12 protein-coding genes and 1 pseudogene are annotated in these 19,006 nt (G+C 41.5%); 8 read left to right on the top strand and 5 right to left on the bottom strand.

Annotated features, from left to right (window positions below):
* The first annotated feature begins 79 nt into the window (after positions 1-79).
* From AAFM34_RS12130 to AAFM34_RS12100, 7 genes are all read left to right on the top strand, one after another.
* A complete protein-coding gene (locus AAFM34_RS12130) occupies positions 80-1,504 on the top strand; it encodes a site-specific integrase (protein ID WP_169616293.1) in 1,425 nt (474 codons plus the stop codon).
* Positions 1,501-5,070: a VPA1269 family protein gene (locus tag AAFM34_RS12125; protein ID WP_341663161.1), complete on the top strand. Its 3,570-nt coding sequence runs from the start codon at positions 1,501-1,503 to the stop codon at positions 5,068-5,070. The genes AAFM34_RS12130 and AAFM34_RS12125 overlap by 4 nt, the downstream gene beginning before the upstream one ends.
* Positions 5,060-5,710: a hypothetical protein gene (locus AAFM34_RS12120; protein ID WP_341663160.1), complete on the top strand. Its 651-nt coding sequence runs from the start codon at positions 5,060-5,062 to the stop codon at positions 5,708-5,710. The genes AAFM34_RS12125 and AAFM34_RS12120 overlap by 11 nt, the downstream gene beginning before the upstream one ends.
* Positions 5,711-5,713: 3 nt before the next feature.
* Complete coding sequence (locus AAFM34_RS12115) at positions 5,714-6,151, top strand: VPA1267 family protein (RefSeq protein ID WP_341663159.1); 438 nt, start codon at positions 5,714-5,716, stop codon at positions 6,149-6,151.
* Complete coding sequence (locus AAFM34_RS12110; protein WP_341663158.1) at positions 6,148-8,343, top strand: AAA family ATPase; 2,196 nt, start codon at positions 6,148-6,150, stop codon at positions 8,341-8,343. Before AAFM34_RS12115 ends, AAFM34_RS12110 begins: the two co-directional genes overlap by 4 nt.
* Before the next feature lie 127 nt (positions 8,344-8,470).
* Positions 8,471-10,057: a tetratricopeptide repeat protein gene (locus AAFM34_RS12105; RefSeq protein ID WP_341663157.1), complete on the top strand. Its 1,587-nt coding sequence runs from the start codon at positions 8,471-8,473 to the stop codon at positions 10,055-10,057.
* A 13-nt stretch (positions 10,058-10,070) separates the two neighbouring features.
* Positions 10,071-10,580, top strand: a complete 510-nt coding sequence (locus AAFM34_RS12100; protein WP_228209325.1) for a hypothetical protein — start codon at positions 10,071-10,073, stop codon at positions 10,578-10,580.
* 235 nt (positions 10,581-10,815) lie between these two features.
* On the opposite strand, the gene AAFM34_RS12095 is transcribed toward AAFM34_RS12100, so the two are convergent.
* From AAFM34_RS12095 to ubiG, 5 genes and pseudogenes are all read right to left on the bottom strand, one after another.
* Positions 10,816-11,067 carry a 2Fe-2S iron-sulfur cluster binding domain-containing protein gene (locus tag AAFM34_RS12095; protein WP_228209324.1) on the bottom strand — a complete coding sequence of 84 codons (252 nt, stop codon included), beginning with the start codon at positions 11,065-11,067 and terminating at the stop codon, positions 10,816-10,818.
* 3 nt (positions 11,068-11,070) lie between these two features.
* Positions 11,071-12,204 (bottom strand): class Ia ribonucleoside-diphosphate reductase subunit beta, encoded by a 1,134-nt coding sequence (gene nrdB / locus AAFM34_RS12090; protein WP_228209323.1) that lies wholly within the window; start codon positions 12,202-12,204, stop codon positions 11,071-11,073.
* 156 nt (positions 12,205-12,360) lie between these two features.
* Positions 12,361-12,501 (bottom strand): annotated as a pseudogene (locus tag AAFM34_RS12085) (ribonucleoside-diphosphate reductase); the annotation flags it as partial.
* A gap of 80 nt (positions 12,502-12,581) precedes the next feature.
* The gene (gene nrdA / locus AAFM34_RS12080; protein ID WP_341663156.1) at positions 12,582-14,861 is read right to left on the bottom strand and encodes a class 1a ribonucleoside-diphosphate reductase subunit alpha; all 2,280 of its coding nucleotides are present in this window, start codon (positions 14,859-14,861) and stop codon (positions 12,582-12,584) included.
* Positions 14,862-15,307: 446 nt separating this feature from the next.
* Positions 15,308-16,015, bottom strand: coding sequence for a bifunctional 2-polyprenyl-6-hydroxyphenol methylase/3-demethylubiquinol 3-O-methyltransferase UbiG (ubiG, locus tag AAFM34_RS12075; RefSeq protein ID WP_341663155.1), 708 nt, complete (start codon positions 16,013-16,015; stop codon positions 15,308-15,310).
* 285 nt (positions 16,016-16,300) lie between these two features.
* On the opposite strand from ubiG, the gene gyrA reads away from it, so the two are divergent.
* Positions 16,301-18,913, top strand: a complete 2,613-nt coding sequence (gyrA, locus tag AAFM34_RS12070; protein WP_341663154.1) for a DNA gyrase subunit A — start codon at positions 16,301-16,303, stop codon at positions 18,911-18,913.
* Positions 18,914-19,006 lie beyond the last annotated feature (93 nt).

The raw sequence follows: 19,006 nt of genomic DNA, 5'->3' as shown, positions 1-19,006 counted from the left end.
AAAGTTGCTCAACCTGAAAAACTTGAAAGTGTGAATGTGACATGGTATTGTTCACATAAGTTAATTTGATTAGGTAAGTATGAAAAAGTTTAAAAAAACTTATTACTTAAAATATGTGACAACGGAAGAGTTTGGCAGTAGAAAATTTCCGCTAGTATTCACGTTAGAAGGAAAGGTTAACTTTGCGCTGCTTTTGTTCATTAAAAATGAGTACGCACTAGGGGGCGGCAAGGCATCAAATTTACAACCAGTAATCGATGTGGTTTCGGATATGCTGGCTTTCTTCGAATGCCAGCTAGAAAAGCAGGATGAGTGGCTACGCAATCCGAATGAACTACTATATGCCTATTTTGAAGCAAAGCTAAATGGGACAGTAGATTCGAATGGATACTGCAAGTTAGATCTCTATTGGCATAAGTCAAAATTAAGTACTGTGAAGAAATTAATTAGTGCTTATATCAAATTTGAGAAGTTTTCTAATACCTATTTGGGGACATCCTTAAGTGGGGTTGATCAAGTACTCATCGAAAATGCACGGAAGACACGGCATATTGACCCTAATCACAGTGGTTTGCTTTCTCACCTAGAAGGAACAGGTTATCAAGACGGAAACTACAATGAATTTAGTGGTGGCAGGTTGCACTTCACATCTGAAAACTACGATGTTAGGACTACAACAGGCTCAAAAAAAACAACGAAGTACTTCCCTCCCAATGAACTAGCACAGTTCATCAAATCCGAACAGAACATCAATTATCAAGCTGCCTATATATTACAAGCATTTACCGCTCTTCGAGGCTCAGAGGTTGCCAACATTTTAATTTATGATGTTGTTCCTTCTGAGGATGGGTTGGCAGATATTATTGTTTCTGACAATCAAGTTAAAGGAAAAACCTTCGACCCAGACAGTGGTCGGTTAATTGAACGGGAAGCAATACTAAAGCGCCACACGACAACCATTACAAATAAGTCTGGTTTAAGCGAACGAGATATTGAGTTTCTTTCAAGCCCTACTTCAAGAACCATGATCTCCGATAAAGATGATAAGTACTTTGCTGGTGATAAGGCGATGACACTTCAAGTTTCTCATCCGACTTATGGTTATGTGTTGAGCTGGTCTAATGAAATTGCTCGAACCTATTTTAGTGTGGTTTTGCTACCTAAGCTTCTCAAACAAAATAGGGTAGCAGGACACCCCTGGCTTTTATGTCTGGATAATGGTTGCCCAATGACACTTGGTGCATACAGGAAGCACTTTGAGAGACGTTCTTTGAAAGAGCTTGGATTTGTACGACAACCACACTCTCTAAGGCATTTTTGTGGTTTCTATTTAAAGAATGCACTTGATTGGCAATTAGAGAACATCAAGGTATTTATGCGTCACGCCTACTTATCATCAACAGAACGTTATGCACAACCCACTTCCGCAAAAGTCAGGGCTATGATCGCGAAAAAAGAATATACAGAGTTTAACAACCTAACATTTAGGGAGTTTTTTGAATGAGTCATATCTTCATTACGACTGATACTGATGTACTGAAAACAGGATTTGGTTATATCAATACCGATAAAGAGGTTAGATATAATCCCACAATAGACACCTGTGTCATTGATGAAAAACTAATTGTTAATGTTGGTAAAACACTAAATGATTTTTTCCTATCAGCCTACAAAACGGATGTTGTTAACTTTTTAGGGGCAAATGACGAGAGCGAAATCAAAGAGCATAAAATCAGACCATTGACTATAGGTACAATGAACCGTCTAGCTTCTGATGCTGGTATCAACGATGACACAGAATCAAAACACAGACTAATTGAACGCCTTATTGACGATGGCTTCGTAATGAACGGCGAAAAGTTGGAGCTGTATTATAGATTCGCACAAACCGATGCATATATCCCTCCAGCCCTCATTGATTTTCAAGCAATGCAACATCAATTGGGTCTTACTGATGTTGGGTTTATAACACTTTTGTTAGAGTCTCTGTTTAGTGATCTTGTACCTCGGCAGATTAAGAAAAAGAAAGGTAAGCTTGAACTGCCCTATGAAAAGCAGGATTTTCTTGATTCTCCATTTGTATCCTTGTTAAGAGTTTTGGTGTTACGAGCTAACGTTGGCACAAAGGCCGACGATTACTACAAGATCGATACTGGCTTCATTGATCTCTTCGACTCACATTACTTTCATGGTGATACCAACTCATATCAAATGTTTGTTTATCGTTTGAAAGTAAGTTTTAGTTTAGCGATTCAATACTTTATCAAGCATAACGCCATTTTTACACCTTATGCAAAAGCTACAGCGGTTATGGGAAGAACGAATTATTCGCTGATTTTTCCAGAAACAGGTGAGATAGCTATTCAGATTGGTGGTGTTGCCGAAACTCTCACTGGTGGCACAGCAGCAGATCAAATGCGCCTATTGCGGGGACTTCGTTGCAGTACAGACATGAATGCCATGCAAGATCTTCCTGAAAGCCTATGTTTTGATTTCGTTCAGTGTACTTTACAAATGAATGAAAAGCTTGGTTATGAGGAGTCTGTAACCGAACATCCTAGAAAGCCATTGAAGCAGGTTATTCAGCATCTTGAGCGAACTGACTCTTATCGTAATCAGTCAAAATTTAAGCAATTTAACTTAGGTGCAATGAGCAAAACTGCCACTAAGCGAATTCTAGAAGGTGATTTAGCGAGAACGAGCACGACTCTTAAACGATATCAAGGCCAGTTGCCAGACCAGATTCTAAATGAGCTAAGGTTATATACGCAGACACATGCCAATGCTCAAAATATGCAGTACTTAAATCACTTCATTGATTATATTGTCGAGTATAATTCGAGAGAAGTGGAACAATTGACATCAGTTGAGCAACTTGAGGTGTATCACTTTTACCATCCTCTTCATGCTGAGCAATTTTCTTTCTGGCTTTATCTCGAAAATCATTCGAAATTTACTACTCCAAACTCGAAAAAGACAGTATGGGGTCAAGTCCGACTGGCGTTGACTCATATCTTTGATATGAAAAAAAGACAAGGCTCAAGCAAAGCTCTACCCATGCCACCTGGTCAAGAACTTTATAAAGATGCTACAGGCAAGCGAACTACAACATCACGAAGATCAATGCCCAGTGATTTGTATGATTTATGTTTAGAAGTGTTAACTGAAAACGATTATGTTTTTGTCAGAGACAATTTTCCTTCTCTTACAGTTACCTTATACAATCATATGAAGGGTAAGAACGAAACAGTGTTTATGCCTAATGTGGCACATATTCTACATCTACTAATGATCCTACCTGCGAGAACACACCAAGGAAGATGGATTGATGAAGGACTCTTAGATGAAAAAATATGGGATTTGGATCGTCAAAAATACGTAATTAATACGGCTGCTACAGCTAACTTCATTTATCCCGATGGACAAACGCATAATGAGAAATTTGGGCAAACCGCTTTTGTTCAATCTGAACAGGCAGAGGGTACTGAAGAGTTGTCGTTGTACTTCAACACAAACAAGACGAAAGGTTACACACTACAACAAAAAGGTCACACAGGATATTCCGTGCCTTGGGTTGTTAATAGCGGCATAGAAAATGTCGATGCTGTCATCGACATAGTTAAAAGGCAAAAAACTTTTAATGACAAATTCTCACCTAAGCACCTGATCCCAGTCAGAACAGTAGATGAAGATGCGGGTAAATACTCGCAGAAAGTATTTGAGCAGTTACCTAAATTTATACCTCTTTTTCGTGATATATCTGCACCCAAAGTTTCTGTTGTTAGCCCAGAAATGGGTACAATTTTTCTTCCACCCACACATGCGATGGTAAGAAGAGTATTTTTGGCTGTTCTTAAGGAAGCAGAGGCGAGATATAAGCGAAAAAATCCCCATCATGCTAAAAGTAAGATAGCGTTTGCAGAAGATGGGACAGCTTTGTTTGACTTGCATAGTCTGCGTGTCTACGGCATTACGGATCTTTTAAATTCTGGTTTAGACAAAGAAATCGTTAAGTTACTCGTGGGTCATAACACCAGTATTATGACGTTGTATTACAGGAAAATTGGTGAGCAGCAGTATAAGAAGGCTCTGTTGGATGCTCAAAGAAAGTCAGGCATTGCTATTGCGAATGAAAAAAGTGTATTGGAATCAGGGGTGGAAAACATTCATTGGATAGACAATGCAACTTTGGTCGATGATTTCAGTTTATTCCTACCAGATTTTTCAAAAGGTGGCCACCCACGGTTTATGAAAGGAGGAGTTTGTATGAATTTCGACTGTCAAGATGGTGGTGTAATCATCAAAACTGGTCAAAATGGTATAGATGTTCCTTCGTTAACAAGTGTTCGAGGGGGAGCTTTTAGATGTGGAAATTGTCGGTATTGGCGTTCTAGCCCACGTTTCATCGCGGAACAGATTTACTATCTCAATGAATGCGCTACTGAGGTTAAAGCTTTAACAGACGAACGTTTTGGGATTTATGAGCAGATAAACGATGCTTACGATAGCCATGAAGAGCCTGAGTTTATCATTGCACGATTAAACGACAAAGCTGATCAAAAAACAGAATTGCTTTGCCATAGAGTTACAGAACTGAGAAGACGACAAAAAATGTTGCAAGCGAGTTTAGACCAGATGGAAATTGAAAGCTCAAAACTGCCTGTAGTAATGAATGAACAAAAACACTATGCAGAGGCATCTTATGAGTCTCTCAATATGCTGGATGCAGCTATGGAACTTTCCATGCAGGCAGTAATGCTTGGTTTAGATCCATCCGAGTCAGAGATTCATGTGAATAATCTCGACCAATTCCTCAACAAAATGTTTAACGAAGCTTCAGTGAGCAATCCTCTGTTATACATTCCGAGCGCTGAGGTTAAACGTGCAGCGGTTCTTTTTGCAGCAGTTCGTACTAAAGAGCTTTTGGGTGAAGAGGTTACGGATGAGGCGTTTACCGACCCCCGTTTGTTATTTGATGCCCCAGAAAAAACGGCAAAATTGATTGAAGGTTTAAAAAAGCTAGATAACGCATTTTCCAACAATACAGCAGGCATTGAACATGAAGATTAATCAAGAAAGATTAGAAAAAGCTGATAGGTATGTTGAGGGCTTGCTTAAAGAGTACACTGATCAGCGGCTACAAACAGGTATAAAAAATGTGAAGCTAGCTTGCCGACATCACTTGATTAATGGTATGGCAATAACGATAACATCAATTGCCGAGTTTCTTCGACAAAACTGTGCAGGAAAACCTGCGAAAGGTACGCTGGATAATGACAGTAAAGGTGTTTATAAACCTATAATAGATGCTTATTGTGAGGTCGCTTCATCTCTTCGTAAGCCTGACAAAAAAAGTGAGTCTTCATCAACAAGTTCACCACAAACCAAGATCTACATTAAGCAGCTAGAAAACAGAATTAAGCATCTTGAAAAAATACTAGAGCAAAATTTTAAGAACCAAGGATCTATTAGCGTCAATTCGATGCTCAATTCTCAAATTGATGCTCAAGGCTCAGTAGATGTCATCCCTTCGTCTAATTTTTCCGTTGAGGAAAAAAAGGCAATTAAAAATCTCTTAGGTTTGATTGAGCTAACTAACGATCTTTCGTACAAGGGTGAGGCAGAGCGAACGAGGATAGCAACTACAGCAGGGAAAGTGGTACTGACACCCAATGAACTTATATTGATAAAGAATATAATAGAGGGTTAAGTAATGGCAAGTGGTCAGCAGAAAGCGCAACAAAACCTTGAAGCATTTGAGGTCTGGAAAGCCACACAAACGGACGATGATTTTAAGCAAATCGTATTTAGAGGACAGCTTAATCGTATTGAAGTCGCAAAAGGAATTGGTTGTGGAAAATCGGCGTTAAACCAAAATCCTGCCCTCAAGAAAGCACTCAAAGCCTTAGAAGATGAACTGCGCGGTAAAGGTATCCTGCCGCCTCTTACGGAAGCTGCCAAGAAGAGTGAGGGCAAACCTCAAGCCTACGACAACACAGCAAATCGAAAGCTTCTCGATTCAAAGCGGGTGTCGTCGTTAGAAGCTGAGAACATAGAATTGAAAGCTAAAGTTAGGGAGCTTGAAAAGCGACTTGAGCGCTTTGGTGAACTATCTGAAACCTTATCCGAAATGGGGTTGATGCCACGATGAATACTGCTTTGCATGAAGACCAGATGCGTGTCACAAGCATCCCTTTTCGCTCGACCAAGTTGGTGATATTCAGTGGCGTACCACTGGCAAGAGACTCATACAAAACCAATAACGGGAAGTATTACGTTACCATCAAAGCCGACCCCGATAGCATCCCTGTACAACCTGCGTTGGGTCAGCATTGGTCAGTCACAGGCGCTCGCCAGATAAAAAACGTGGAAGTCGATGATTATGTTATGCAGCAGCACACGTATGAGTCACCCAGCCATATCGAATGCACTTTACCTGAAACAGGTGAACAACTGATACGCTTTATCGCCAAAGAAAATGACTTCAAGGGCATTGGTGAAAGCAAAGCTAGGGCGCTCTGGCAGCTCTTGGGTAAAGACTTCCATGCCACACTGCGAAATGATACACCAGAGTCTAGAAAGCGTCTGACATCGATTCTGAGTGACGATTCAGTGGAAGCACTCTTTAAGGGGTACGCCAAATATAAAAATCTGGCACATTGCAATTGGATGAGTGAGCACAACATCCCCGCCAGTGTGCAGCAACGGCTGCTCAAGCATCACGGTGAAGCTTCCATAGAGGTCATTAAAGATAATCCTTATGCTTTAATGGGCTTTGGTCTTTCGTTCAGTGCCATTGAAGATATTATCAAGATAACTGATTTTAAGAGCGATGTTGCGAAGGATGACCCCAGAAGACTCAGTGCTGCTCTGGAAATGGCGATTCGCAAGGAAATTGAAAAAGGTCACACCTATACCACTCATGCCAATGTGCGCCCTTATCTAAACAAGCTACTGAAAGACAAAGCACTGGTCACTCAGGCGCTCCATTCAGGTCATGATAAAGCTCAGTACATTTTAAACCCCGACACAGGAGCCTATCACCCAACGGCACAACTTCTTATGGAAAGTGTCGTTGCCAAGCGGCTAAATACGCTGATTAAGCAAAATGACTTGTATGATGAACAGGCCAATGCTGCGTATTGCTCAGCGGCTGCGGAGCTTCCCTACGACCTAACCAGAAAACAAATCGAAGCTGTCACAACGTGCCTAGATAACTCGGTAAGCTGTATTACAGGCGGTGCAGGAACAGGCAAGACAACGGTGCTCAGAACGGCTCTCAGGGCATATCATCAACTTGGGTTTGAAATACACGCCGTTGCGCTCAGCGGTCGTGCTGCAATGAGACTTCATGAGTCCATCGGTTTTGTTACCTCAACCATTGCCAAATTGTTGCGTGAAGACCCTATTGAACCCAGTGTCGATAAGCTCAATCACCTACTGGTGATTGATGAGGCAAGCATGATTGACTTGCCAACCATGTGTCGCCTTGTGAATCACACTCACCCCTCTGTACGATTGATATTCACTGGCGACCCCGACCAACTCCCACCAATAGGTTGTGGCAAGGTATTGGCAGATATCGTCGAAGCAAAAACAGTGGCTAATACGATGCTAGATATCGTCAAGAGACAGGAAGGTTCAACGGGTATCCCCGAATACTCGAAGCTCATTAATCAAGGTGTGATGCCTGATCGATTAAGTACGGGAGCAATACACTTTCACGAAACCAGTAAAACAGACATTGCCAAAGTCTGTTGTGAGCTTTACCAACAGTGTCCTGAAAACAGTCGCGTCATGGCTCCAACCAAGGCTCTCGTATCAGAAATCAATAAGCTCACCCAGCAAGCCGTTAACCCAGATAGCGCCAGCCTTGAGTTCGAAATCAATGGTGACAAGTTCTTTCTGCCACTTAGCCTCAATGATGCGGTGTTATTCACGCAGAATCATTACGACAAAGGCATTCAGAACGGCTCACTTGGTATGCTAACAAACGCCAAACCTTCTGGTGATAGTTACGGTGAAGTGACGCTAGATACAGGTGAAAAGGTCGAGATAACACAATCCGTTCTCGACTGCATGGAGTTGGGTTATGCCATTACCTTACACAAAGCCCAAGGCTCACAGTTCCCACGCATCATCATCGCTCTGCAAAACGGAAGAATAGTAGATAGAGCATGGCTCTATACGGCAATCACGAGAGCAGAAAGTGAAATCCATATCGTTGGTAGTAGTGATGACATGAAGCAGATCACCGAGGCACCTAGTCACTCTCATAAGCGGAATAGCTACCTGAAAGAGCTGTTACTTCAGCAACAGAGAAATTATTGCTCTTCGCAGTAGCGATAGCGATAGGTTTATAAATTTTAAATAGTGATAACTGACGACTTTGCACTTGCAACTGCTTGAAAGTTCGAGGGGTGTTTTGTAGCATATTTGATAATAATTACAAATTATTAAGGAAAAGATAGTGTTAAAACGCAAGTGGTTGGCTAGTACTATAGTCACGTTGATGTTGTCAGGTTGTGCAGCAACATATGAATCGGCAGAAGAAGCCTATCAAGATGGTGATTATGCTAAAGCAAGAGAATCTTGGCAAAAACTGGCTTTAGAAGGCGATAATCGTTCAATGTATCGCTTATATACCTCAACGAATCATCCATCCAATGAAGATATTGGTTGGCTTAAAAAAGCGGCGGATTCTGGTTTAGTTAATGCTCAATTTGATTATGGTATGCATGCGCTTAAGCAAGAAAAATTCAAAGAAGCACAAGCATACCTTATTAAAGCATCAGAAAATAAATCAGAGAAAGCATCAAAAGAACTAGCTGACAATAAAGACTTATTTCCTTTATGGTTAAAAGCAGAAGAAAGTGACGCTTACTCAATAAAGAAACTTGGTAAGCTATATTGGGAGAAAAAAGAATATAAGCAATCCCTAAAATGGTATGAACGATGTGTTGATAGTTATAAAAGTTGTTCTTTCTACATAGGGTTAGCGTTTGATAATGGATATGGCGTTTCTCAAGATTATGAAAAATCTATCTACTGGTACACCAAGTCCGCTGGGCAGGATCATGGTGCATCAGCAAGGAACCTAGCTTGGATCTATGAAGAAGGAAAGGGAGTACACATAGACAAAAAGAAAGCTTTTCAGTGGATGAAAAAATCTTCTGAAACTAATTGGCTTGGGCAAGCAGAGCTAGGTAGATACTACTTATCTGGTATAGGAACGGAAAAAAATACTGCTAAAGCATTCTCTCTTCTAAGCGAAGCAGCACCGCACACGAAATATGCATCCTATAATTTGGCAAGAATGTACTACTACGGTGATGGTTTAAAGCAAAACTACAAAAAATCTTACGAATATTTTTCAAAAGCAAGCAATCAAAATCATTCTTGGTCTGACTACTTTATAGGTAATCATTACTATTATGGTTATGGTAAAGAGAAGAGCTACACTCAAGCACACAATTGGTTTGAAAAAGCAGCAAATGCAGGGGTTGTTGATGCTCAATTTAGGCTAGGATGGATGCTAAGTAACGGCGAAGGAACTACTGCAAACGCAAGAGCAGCGTTTAAATGGTATCAAAAAGCCGCCGAACAAGGTTCAATTGCCGCTCAGAACAACCTTGGTGTTATGTATGCAGAGGGCAATGGGGTAGAAAAAGATGACTACAAAGCGTTCAAATGGTATGAAAAAGCAGCAAGGCAAGGTGATGATGTTGCCCAAAAAAATCTGGGAGTAAGGTACGAAATTGGAAAAGGTGTACGACAAAGTAATCAACTAGCTGCGTTCTGGTACGCAAAGTCTGCACAACAAAATCATAAAGAAGCACAATCTTACCTTAATGAAATACTGAATAAGCTTAGAACCAAAACCGTTCAGATCAAAAAAGCTTCAGTGTATAAAGAAGGCAATTTTGACAGTAAAGAGCTGCTGACATTGCAACAAGGTCAGCGTGTTTATGTGTTGTCCTCTGGAAGTAAATGGACAGAGGTATATGTCCCTAAAAACCACACAATTGGTTACTTAAACAATACTCACCTTTACTAAAATGGATTGAAAAATGAAGAAATTAATCTTTGCACTATTATTTGTATGCCAATCAGTATTCGCAAACCCTACTGTATTTGGGCTAACGATTGGTGAAACTACCGTTGCACAACTTAAAAGCAAATATAATGTATCCCATCAAGGTATCAACAAGTATAGTCAGGGTGATATGTATCAGATCCCTCGAAATCAAATACAATTCGAAGGTATCAATGATGTGACGGTGATCTTTAGTCGCTCCAACAAACTGATTGCGGTTTTAACCGAATTGCCGAAAAGTAAGTTTGATTATTTAAATGGCACCCTTGGGAAAAAATATCAATTAGTAAACCAAAAAATCCCTTTCGTTGGGAATAAATCTGCGACATACAAAGATGGTGAGACTGAGATTACATTGGAAGCTCCACACATGAGCTTTCAATTATCTATGAATTATATCCACTCAGACCTTTTGAAAGCTTTCAATACCCAGAGCGAAAAAGAGAAGAAAAAGAAGCAGCAGCAAGAGAGTTCAATGCTTTGATCTAAATAGGTCGTTATTTTGTGCTCACTAAATGTAACGAAAGTCAAAGCATCAGAGCTTTCAAGTTACTTTTTCTTATTTCACTTAAGTACGCCCTTGGGAGGGTGATGGCTTCAACGCAGTGATGCCATCACCTTGCTAATTTTAGTGTTTTCACCGAAATACACTCTGTATGTTGATGATAAATACGCCCCAGTAAAAACTGAGGCGTTTTTATAAGACTAACGCGGGTATGTCAGTAATCTAGCTCTAAAACAAGGTCGCTATTCGCCTTGACACTACAAGCCAGTACGTAGCCTTCAGGCAAGAAAGCGATTGTGTCTATCACGCTGACAGTTTCTCCCGATTTAAGTTTGCACTTACAAGCGCCACAAAACCCGCCTCGGCATTCTGAGTATATAGATTGACCCGCTTTTTCCGCAGCCTGTAGAATGGTGTCGTTGGCTTCAGCAGTGAACTGCTTGTCGTTCAAACTTATAGTGTGCATACGTTACAGCTCAAAATCCTTGAACTCATCTTGTCCAATAACATTGTCAATTTGACCAACCAAGTAGCTTGAAATCTCAGACTCTTGCGGTGCAACTTGCACATTATCAGATGATAGCCATGCATTAATCCATGGGATTGGATTACTTGTCGCTTCAGGAAATGCAGGGTTTAGACCAACAGCTTGCATACGAATGTTGGTGATGTATTCCACGTATTGACAGAGAATGTCTTTGTTAAGGCCAATCATCGAGCCGTCTTTAAACAAGTACTCCGCCCATTCCTTTTCTTGTTGGGCAGCATCAACGAACATCTTATAAGCTTCGTCTTTACATTCTTCTGCGATTTGAATGTATTCAAGACCATCCTGACCGTTACGAAGTATATTGATCATGTGCTGTGTGCTTGAGAGGTGCAGAGCCTCATCGCGAGCAATGAGCTTGATTATTTTCGCATTTCCTTCCATTAACTCGCGTTCTGCGAAAGCGAATGAACAAGCGAAGCTCACGTAAAAACGGATAGCCTCAAGGATGTTTACGGACATCAAGCATAAGTACAGTTTTTTCTTTAGGTCATGGAGTGAAACAACAACCTTTCCACCCTTCACTTCGTGCGTGCCTAGCCCTAAAAGCTGATATTGCTGTACAGACTCGATAAGGTCATCGTAATACTTTGACACGCTGACAGCCCGCTTCTTGATCTCTTCATTTTCTACAATGTCATCGAACACAATCGAAGGGTCGTTGATTATGTTGCGAATGATGTGAGTATAAGATCTTGAATGGATAGTCTCATAGAACGACCAAGTCTCAATCCATGTTTCAAGTTCAGGGATACTCACGATAGGCAAAAGTGCAACGTTTGGGCTTCGTCCTTGGATAGAGTCCAATAAAGTTTGATATTTTAAGTTAGAGATAAAAATGTGTTTCTCATGATCTGGTAACTTTTGGTAATCAATGCGATCTTGGCTGACATCAATTTCTTCTGGTCTCCAGAAAAAGGAAAGTGCCTTCTCTGTAATCGATGATATCGCCTTATACTTTTCTTGGTCGTAGCGAGCTACGTTGACATTTTGACCAAAGAACATCGGTTCTTTTAATTGGTCATTTTTCGTTGTATTGAAAGTTGAGTATTTCAAAATATATTCCTTTAGTAAGTTTCACATAAATCGATTTTTGTTTGTATTTTATGACTTATGTGTATTTCACATAAATTTTTCTTTGTGCCAATACATTGTTGTACAAAGGGCTGGTCACTCACTTACTCGGCTGTGTGAGTTTTTCTGTCACAATTTAAAAGAAAGTTGTTTCTCGATAAGCTTTTCAAATATTTCGAACTTTTGTTGATCGTAGCGAGCAACATTTACGGATTGACCTAAGAACATGGGTTCTTTGAGTTGGTCATTTTTATTTCGGTTAAAAGTACTGTAAGCCATGCTGCCTCATTCCTTTTAAGCCCCTCTGCTGAGGGGCAAACAATCTGTTAATTCTTTCTAATCACATCGGTGATTAGGGGTTAGATCTTACAACCGCCACCATCGCAATCATCATCTTCTTGAACAGCGTCTTTTTGGTCATCGCTCGCTCCATCACGAGTGTTGTGATAATAAAGCGTTTTCACACCATATTTGTAGGCTGTGAGTAGATCTTGTAATAGCTTTTTCATCGGGACCTTACCATTATCAAAGCGGGTAGGGTCGTAGTTGGTATTCGCTGATATCGCTTGATCAACAAACTTCTGCATAATACCGACTAAGTGCAGGTATCCGTCATTGGAGCCAATATCCCAAAGCAGTTCATAGTTCTCCTTGTACTCACTGTACTCAGGGACAACCTGCTTCAGGATGCCGTCTTTCGATGCTTTGATTGATACATAACCGCGAGGAGGTTCGATACCGTTTGTGGCGTTCGAAATCTGCGATGATGTTTCAGAAGGCATTAAGGCTGTCAGTGTCGAGTTACGAAGACCATGTGTCATGATCTCAGTGCGCAGCGTATCCCAATCATAATGAAGCGGTTCATCACAAATTGAATTGACATCACTCTTATAGGTATCGATTGGCAATAAGCCTTTTGCATAGTTGGTCTCATTAAAGGCCGGGCATTTACCCTGCTCTTTAGCTAGGGCAACCGATGCTTTTAACAAGTAATATTGCATTGCTTCAAAAGTGCGATGAGTTAGTCCATTGGCGCTGCCATCAGAATACTTCACCCCATTTTTTGCAAGATAATATGCGTAATTGATGACGCCCACACCTAGAGTGCGGCGATTCATAGTTGACCTTTTCGCTGCTGGAAGAGGATAGTTTTGATAATCGAGCAGAGCATCGAGCGCTCTTACTACCAAGTCTGACAGTTCTTCAAAGTCGTCAAGAGATTTAATGGCACCAAGGTTAAATGCAGAAAGAGTACAGAGAGCGATTTCACCTGACTCATCCTCTACGTTAGTGAGAGGTTTAGTCGGTAGTGCAATCTCCAAGCATAAATTTGATTGACGCACTGGAGCGACTTTCGAATCAAACGGACTGTGGGTGTTACAGTGGTCTACGTTCTGAATGTAGATACGACCAGTAGACGCTCTTTCTTGCATTAAGATAGAGAAAAGCTCAACGGCTTTGACGGACTCTTTCTTAATTGAAGGGTCATTTTCGTACTGAACGTATAGGCGCTCGAACTCATCTTGATTTTCAAAAAAAGCGTCGTATAAACCAGGTACATCAGAAGGTGAGAATAAAGTAATGTTTCCACCTTCAACCAGACGTTGATACATAAGTCTGTTTAATTGCACACCATAGTCCATATGGCGAACACGGTTTTCTTCTACACCCCGGTTGTTCTTAAGCACCATCAGGGCTTGTGACTCACCATGCCAAAGTGGATAGAAAACAGTGGCTGCACCACCACGTACACCGCCTTGAGAACAGCATTTTACCGCTGTTTGGAAATACTTGTAGAAAGGAATACAACCCGTATGGAAAGCTTCCCCACGGCGGATCTCGGAACCCAGAGCACGAATGCGTCCTGCGTTAATGCCAATACCTGCGCGCTGCGAAACATAGCGCACTATAGAGCTTGCAGTTGCGTTGATAGAATCTAAGCTATCACCACATTCGATTAGTACACATGAACTGAACTGACGTGTTGGTGTACGCACACCTGCCATAATCGGCGTTGGTAGGGATATTTTGAATGTCGACGTTGCGTCATAAAAGCTCTTGATATAGCTCAGCCTGGTTGCTTGTGGATATTTCGCAAACAAACATGCCGCCGCTAGAATATAGAGGAACTGAGCACTTTCGTATATCTCACCTGAAACGCGGTTTTGGACAAAGTATTTACCTTCGAGTTGCTTCACCGCTGCATAAGAAAAGTCTAGGTCACGCTTGTGGTCTATATAGCTATCAAGTTCATCCAACTCAGCTTTGGTATAGTCTTGCAAAATGTTCTGATCGTATTTGCCCAAGTCAATTAGGCGAGCTACATGATCATAAAGCTTAGGGGGCTCATACTGGCCGTAAGCTTTTTTACGCAAGTGGAATACCGCAAGTCGAGCTGCAAGATATTGGTAATCTGGTGTTTCCTCTGAAATCAAGTCGGCAGCTGATTTGATGATGGTTTCGTGAATATCTGAAGTGGTAATACCATCATAGAACTGAATGTGAGCGCGAAGTTCTACTTGAGATACTGAAACGTTGTCTAGGCCCTCGGAAGCCCAAGTAATGACTCGGTGGATCTTATCTAGATCAATACTTTCTTTGCGTCCATCACGTTTAGTAACGGTGAGTTGTTGGTTCATTCTGCTTAATTTCCCTAACAAAACTGATAAAAGCCGTGTTTCTATGCAAATTGCTTCAAAAACGTTCCAGCTTTGTGATCAAAGTCTATCTACATATTGTAGTCCAAACACAACATATAGGGGTGTATTGCTTTACGACTTACAAGATAGTGCTATGCGCGAAGCTTTTCAAGTTGAACAACTTGGATGACTTGTGGATAACTAACAAAATTAAAAATTTCAGTAAGTGGATACTAACCGATGGAGTTAGGAGCCAATTGATTGTATAAAATTGCCATTTTTGGATCGGTTTATTAGTAACCACAATTAAAAAAAAATTCCTTGATCTTTCGATAATTCTGAGCGTGATTTTTGAGTGCTCATTTTGGAACCAAAACAGCAAAAACGGTAGCCTATGCTAGCTACCGTTTTTTACGAATTGAGAAGGTGTTTGTATCAATTGATGACTAAAACTTACAGGTGTGGATTATGTAGTTAACGTCTACATTTTTTCCAAGCTTATAGGTGTCTGTGATGGGGTTATATCCAAGACCAGTGATTGACATCTCTGTGAGATCAGTATGGTCAATCATTTTAAGAAGCTCAGCAGGCCGAATGAACTTATCGTGATCATGAGTGCCTTCTGGAACGATACGCAGCAGCTTTTCAGCGCCCACGATAGCAAATAAATACGATTTGAAGTTGCGGTTAAGCGTAGAGAAAAAAACATGTCCACCTGGTTTGACAAGCTTTGAGCAAGCTGCAACAACCGATTGTGGGTCCGGAACATGTTCCAACATTTCCATGCAAGTGACCACATCATATTGGCCTTGGTTATCCATAGCGTGATCTTCTATTGTACTTTGGATATAGGTGAGCTCAGTACCTGTTTCAAGTGCATGAAGTCTCGCAACTTCAAGTGGTTCTTTGCCCATATCAAGGCCAGTCACTATTGCCCCTTCTTTTGCCATACTTTCTGCTAGGATCCCGCCACCACAACCAACATCGAGTACTTTTTTACCAAACAAACCACTAGCACGATCCAAAACGTAATTGAGACGCAGCGGGTTAATTTGGTGAAGAGGTTTGAATTCCCCCTCCTGGTCCCACCAGCGTGAAGCCATCTCTTCAAATTTTTTGATTTCATTCGGGTCGACATTTTTTGAAAGAGTCATAAGAGGTATCTTTTCTCGATAAGTATCCGTGGATGGGGCGATATTATACTCTGTTACTCATTACACTCCAGACTAGACTGCAGTTTTTATGTTGTGGTTAAAAAGCAGCCTGTAATCATCGAGATAAAATAACAGTGTTTAATTTCTCAGCATTTGATTCACAACCAAGCTCACAACCTGATAAAAGGAGAGGGAAAGTAATGCCGAAGTGGGTATTTGTGTGTTATATTTTTGCGACTTAAACGTATTGTACATACGATCTATAGATAGAGGGATATTGGCTCTATGAGCGATCTAGCTAAAGAGATCACGCCCGTTAACATTGAAGATGAGCTAAGAGGTTCATACCTTGACTATGCGATGTCCGTTATCGTGGGTCGTGCTCTTCCTGATGTGCGTGATGGCCTAAAGCCTGTGCACCGCCGCGTATTGTTCGCGATGAATGTGCTGGGCAATGATTGGAATAAACCATATAAAAAATCCGCCCGTGTTGTGGGCGATGTGATCGGTAAGTATCACCCACATGGTGATAGTGCGGTATACGACACGATTGTACGTATGGCGCAACCTTTCTCATTGCGTTATATGCTTGTTGATGGTCAAGGTAACTTTGGTTCCATTGATGGTGATTCAGCAGCGGCAATGCGTTATACCGAAGTTCGAATGGCGAAAATTGCCCACGAACTTTTGGCTGATCTTGATAAAGAAACGGTAGACTACGTACCAAACTATGACGGTACTGAGCAGATTCCTGCTGTCCTACCAACCAAAGTACCTAATCTACTGGTCAATGGTGCTTCTGGTATCGCAGTCGGTATGGCAACTAACATCCCTCCACATAACCTTAGTGAAGTGATTGATGGCTGTCTTGCATATATCGAAAATGAAGCCATCACAATTGATGAGCTAATGGAATATATTCCAGGCCCTGATTTTCCTACGGCAGCGCTTATTAGCGGTCGTAAAGGAATAGTCGATGCGTATAAAACAGGTCGCGGCAAAATTTATATGCGATCTAAGGCCGATATCGAAACCGATAAAAATGGCAAAGAAACCATAGTCGTTACTGAGATACCTTATCAAGTAAACAAAGCGCGACTGGTTGAAAAGATAGCAGAGCTTGTAAAAGATAAAAAAGTGGAGGGCATTAGTGCACTTCGCGATGAGTCTGATAAAGACGGCATGCGCATTGTTGTTGAATGTAAGCGTGATGCAGTCGGTGAAGTTGTATTAAACAACCTTTACACTAACACTCAGCTTCAGACGACTTTTGGTATTAACATGGTTGCGCTGAACAATGGTCAGCCTCAACTATTTAATCTTAAAGAAATGCTGAAGTGCTTTGTTGACCACCGCCGCGAAGTGGTGACTCGACGCACTATCTTTGAATTACGCAAAGCTCGTGATCGTGCTCATATCCTTGAAGGTCTTGCGCTTGCTTTAGCAAATATCGATGAAATTATTGAGCTTATTCGCCGCGCACCAACACCGGCAGAAGCGAAAGCTGGATTGACAGCTCGCGGCTGGGACTTAGGTAATGTTTCGGCAATGCTAGAGCGTGCTGGTACCGATGCTGCGCGCCCTGACTGGTTGGAGCCTCAGTTTGGTATTCGTGATAATCAGTACTTTTTGACTGAGCAGCAAGCACAGGCCATTCTAGATCTTCGCTTGCAGAAGTTGACAGGTCTAGAGCATGAAAAAATTCTTGATGAGTATAAGCAGCTTCTAGAAGAAATTGCTGAGCTGATGCATATTCTGGCAAGCACTGAGCGCTTGATGGAAGTGATTCGTGAAGAATTAGAAGCCGTTCGCGATGGCTTTGGTGATGCACGCCGTACTGAAATTACGGCCGCTGTCCATGATATCGATATGGAAGAGCTTATTGCTCGTGAAGATGTGGTGGTTACACTGTCTCATGAAGGTTATGTGAAGTACCAGTTACTCAACGACTATGAAGCTCAGCGTCGTGGTGGTAAAGGTAAGAGTGCAACTAAGATGAAAGACGAAGACTATATTGAACGTCTTCTTGTTGCCAATACCCATGACAACATCTTGTGCTTCTCTACACGAGGTAAAACCTATCGCCTGAAAGTGTATCAATTGCCTCAGGCAACGCGCACTGCACGTGGTAAGCCAATTGTTAATGTATTACCGCTGGAAGAAAATGAGCGTATTACGGCTATTCTGCCAGTTGACGAATTTTCAGCTGATAAGTTCATCTTTATGGCGACAGGCGATGGTACGGTTAAGAAGACATCACTTGATCAGTTTGCTAACGTTCGCTCAAACGGTCTTATTGCGGTTAACTTACGTGATGACGACTCGTTAATCGGTGTCGATATCACAGATGGCAACAGCGATATCATGCTGTTTTCTAAATCAGGTAAAGTAGTTCGCTTTACTGAGGATAAAGTTAGAGCAATGGGACGAACAGCTGCTGGTGTACGTGGTATTAAGCTAGCGGATGATGATCAAGTTGTGTCTCTAATTGTACCTTCTAACCAAGGTGACATCCTAACGGTCACGCAAAATGGCTTTGGTAAGCGAACTGAATTGACCGAGTACCCTACTAAGGGCCGAGCAACTCAAGGTGTTGTTTCTATCAAAGTGTCTGAGCGAAATGGTAGCGTCGTAGGTGCTGTCCAAGTCGAAGAAGGTGATGAGATGATGATGATCACCGACGCTGGAACATTGGTTCGAACACGTGTTGCAGAAGTAAGCCAAGTTGGACGAAATACTCAAGGCGTTACTTTGATTCGAACCGCTGATGATGAAAATGTTGTTGGTTTGCAGCGCATTGATGAGATCGAAGAGTCGGAATTACCACAAGGTGAGGATGACGAAGCGAATGTAAGCGCTGAGATCGCAGAGACAAGCTCTGATAATAGCGAAGAATAGCAGTAAATCATTTTTAATATTGAATAAGCCGAGCATTATGCTCTAATGCCGTTCACTTAAGGTGAGCGGCATTGTTTTTTCTGGGGTATCGGC

This window comes from Vibrio sp., from assembly GCF_038138445.1.
GTDB lineage: Bacteria > Pseudomonadota > Gammaproteobacteria > Enterobacterales > Vibrionaceae > Vibrio.
The sequence above is the reverse complement of the archived record's forward strand: the minus strand, read 5'-3'. Positions and strand labels throughout refer to the sequence as shown.

Excerpts from the sequence above, each read along its gene's own strand:
- AAFM34_RS12130 (WP_169616293.1), top strand. The coding sequence starts at position 80 with ATGAAAAAGTTTAAAAAAACTTATTACTTAAAATATGTGACAACGGAA.
- AAFM34_RS12125 (WP_341663161.1), top strand. The coding sequence starts at position 1,501 with ATGAGTCATATCTTCATTACGACTGATACTGATGTACTGAAAACAGGA.
- AAFM34_RS12120 (WP_341663160.1), top strand. The coding sequence starts at position 5,060 with ATGAAGATTAATCAAGAAAGATTAGAAAAAGCTGATAGGTATGTTGAG.
- AAFM34_RS12115 (WP_341663159.1), top strand. The coding sequence starts at position 5,714 with ATGGCAAGTGGTCAGCAGAAAGCGCAACAAAACCTTGAAGCATTTGAG.
- AAFM34_RS12110 (WP_341663158.1), top strand. The coding sequence starts at position 6,148 with ATGAATACTGCTTTGCATGAAGACCAGATGCGTGTCACAAGCATCCCT.
- AAFM34_RS12100 (WP_228209325.1), top strand. The coding sequence starts at position 10,071 with ATGAAGAAATTAATCTTTGCACTATTATTTGTATGCCAATCAGTATTC.
- AAFM34_RS12095 (WP_228209324.1), bottom strand. The coding sequence starts at position 11,067 with ATGCACACTATAAGTTTGAACGACAAGCAGTTCACTGCTGAAGCCAAC.
- nrdA (WP_341663156.1), bottom strand. The coding sequence starts at position 14,861 with ATGAACCAACAACTCACCGTTACTAAACGTGATGGACGCAAAGAAAGT.
- ubiG (WP_341663155.1), bottom strand. The coding sequence starts at position 16,015 with ATGACTCTTTCAAAAAATGTCGACCCGAATGAAATCAAAAAATTTGAA.
- gyrA (WP_341663154.1), top strand. The coding sequence starts at position 16,301 with ATGAGCGATCTAGCTAAAGAGATCACGCCCGTTAACATTGAAGATGAG.